This window comes from Vibrio sp. 10N.222.46.A1 (genome assembly GCF_041473595.1).
Lineage (GTDB): Bacteria > Pseudomonadota > Gammaproteobacteria > Enterobacterales > Vibrionaceae > Vibrio > Vibrio tasmaniensis_A.
Genome location: NZ_JBFRSN010000328.1, coordinates 1 through 2285, shown reverse-complemented (window position 1 = coordinate 2285; position 2285 = coordinate 1). Strand labels below are relative to the sequence as shown.

The 2285-nt window shown below is 43.4% G+C and carries 3 protein-coding genes; 1 reads left to right on the top strand and 2 read right to left on the bottom strand.

The features are described from left to right. The coding region (locus AB4496_RS10815) for a diguanylate cyclase domain-containing protein (RefSeq protein WP_372130935.1) at nucleotides 1-291 on the top strand (291 nt) is incomplete at its 5' end. Between the two features lie 38 nt (nucleotides 292-329). Here AB4496_RS10815 and AB4496_RS10810 read toward each other — a convergent pair. Then, nucleotides 330-896, bottom strand: coding sequence for a DUF1415 domain-containing protein (locus tag AB4496_RS10810; protein WP_012604112.1), 567 nt, complete (start codon nucleotides 894-896; stop codon nucleotides 330-332). Nucleotides 897-981: 85 nt separating this feature from the next. Continuing rightward, nucleotides 982-2181, bottom strand: coding sequence for an MFS transporter (locus AB4496_RS10805; RefSeq protein ID WP_102258529.1), 1200 nt, complete (start codon nucleotides 2179-2181; stop codon nucleotides 982-984). Nucleotides 2182-2285 lie beyond the last annotated feature (104 nt).

Genomic DNA, 2285 nt, shown 5'->3' with positions numbered 1-2285 from the left:
GGTGGTGAGGAGTTCATTCTTTGGTACCCAAATAAAACACCAAGTTGTGTTGAAGATAAGTTCATGACTCTTTTACAAGAGATGAAGAAAATCACGCTTGATAGAAAGCCAGTCACTATATCAATCGGTGCGTGTCATTTTGAGTTGAGTACAGGGGATACCAAAGGGGAAAGGATGTCGGCGTTAGATAAGCTCATCAAAGTTGCCGATGAATGCCTGTACATTGCTAAACAAAATGGACGAGATCAGTTTATATCTCGCCCATATCATCAAGAACACTCAGACTCGTAAGTTGAAGCTGTCAGCTCTTAAAGCTCAAAGGTTAGTTCTTAACTGAATAGATAAGGGAACAACTTACGACGCTCTTCGGGTGTTAAAGATTCAACTCTCGCGATGTTGGTATCAGGAATCGTTTCAGGGTTGGGGTAGTGCTTCAACACTTTTTCCATACTCGCTTCACGAATCAAATGGTAAACCGGATACGGAGAGCGGTTAGTAAGATTTTCATCGTCTTCTGGATCCGCACCACCAAAGCAATAGTCTGGATGGAAGGTTGCCACTTGATAAACGCCTTCCCAATCTTCTTGCTTGATCAAGGCTTCAATCCAATCAATGAACATGTTGTAGTCGAAGAAATCTTGCAGCATGTTAGGCACAACCACCAAAGTCGTCTCTAATTCTGCGACTGGCGTGTTATCTAATTCTACAAAGTGCGTCATGATGTCTTCTAGTAACGCTTCTTCCGTTTTCGCTTCACTCACAAAGATCTTAATCTGTTTATTACGTTGTGGCTTAGCTGCAAATGGACACAGGTTTAGGCCAATAACGACATCGTCTAACCACTGTTTTACTTGGTCATGGATGGTTTGAAGATCTGAGCTTTGAGTGTTCGACATAACAGGTTCCGAAAAGAAATTTTGCGTAGGATATCAGAACGGACGTTAATCAAAAGCAATAATTGAGTTACAACCTCAGTCGTACTTATGCTTGTGCGAGTTTAGAGGCTGACACTTGAAGTTGTTTTAACTGGTAGACCCAAGCAAATATCGCAACATAGAAGATAGAACCACCGGCGATAACACCATTCCAACCGAACAACTGCCAGCAATATAAGAGTAAGAAACCACCCAAGCTCCCGCCTATGTAATAGTGAACTAAGTAAAGTGCGGTTGCTGTGGCCTTCGCACTTGGCGCTTTTTGACTCACCCAAGAATAGGCAAGGGTATGGGCGAAAAAAGCTCCGCCACTGATCAATAACAACCCAGCTAACATGAATGGGACTTTGTCGACGGCAGAAACCAACATTCCGATTAAGCTAATACACACGCCCATCAATATACCGTTTAACGGGTCAAAGCGAAGTGTCCATTTGTTGGAGAGCTTAGAGCTTACCGTACCGGCCAAGTAACATAGGAATATCAGTGAAGCTAAGCCCACAGGCACTGAGTGAGGTTCGGATACCAACCTAAAGCCCATTACTGAATACAGGTTAACGAACAGAGCGAAGTTAGCGCCACCAATCAACATCGCGAGCCACAAGGTACGGTTTCTTAAGTGCATCACAACCGAGCGGTTATGATGAAAGAACAACCCTTTTTGAGGTTTGAAGTTTTGTTGGTCAGGCAGACTATACGCAATATAGAGAGCGCCGATTAAGGAGCCGACCACGAAAAACAAAACCGTTGCGTGCCAGTCAAAATAATCCGTAATCAAGCCACCCAATACACGTCCGAAAATTCCACCCAATGAGTTGGCTGCAATATAACCACCGATCGCGACTGCAAATGCTTTGGGTGATAACTCTTCAACCATATAGGCAACCGCCACGCCTGCAAAAGCAGCGACTGCGATTCCCATTAATGCTCTGGCAATAACAAGTTGCAGTAGAGTGGTTGTGAACACCATGCTCAATCCAATCAAAGGAATAGCGAACAGACTGAATAGGATAATAGGTTTTCGACCAAAGGTTTCAGAAGCGATTGCCCAAGGCACCAAGCTGATGGAAAGCCCAAGTGTTGTCGCGGCAAACAGCCAGTTGATCTGAGTTTCAGATACTTGGAAGTGCTCCGCCATGTGCGGCAAGATAGGCTGAAAGAGGTAAAGGTTACAGAAAATGATAAATGAACCAATCGCCAATGATTGGGTGATGCGTTTGTATTGAGGACTGCCTTTATCAAACATTTACGTTGTGCCTGCGCGAGTAAGTAAGCTATTTGTGAACAAGTTATCAGTACAAGTGTGATTAAAGAAATATATTAAAAATATCACCTCTATATATTAAATAT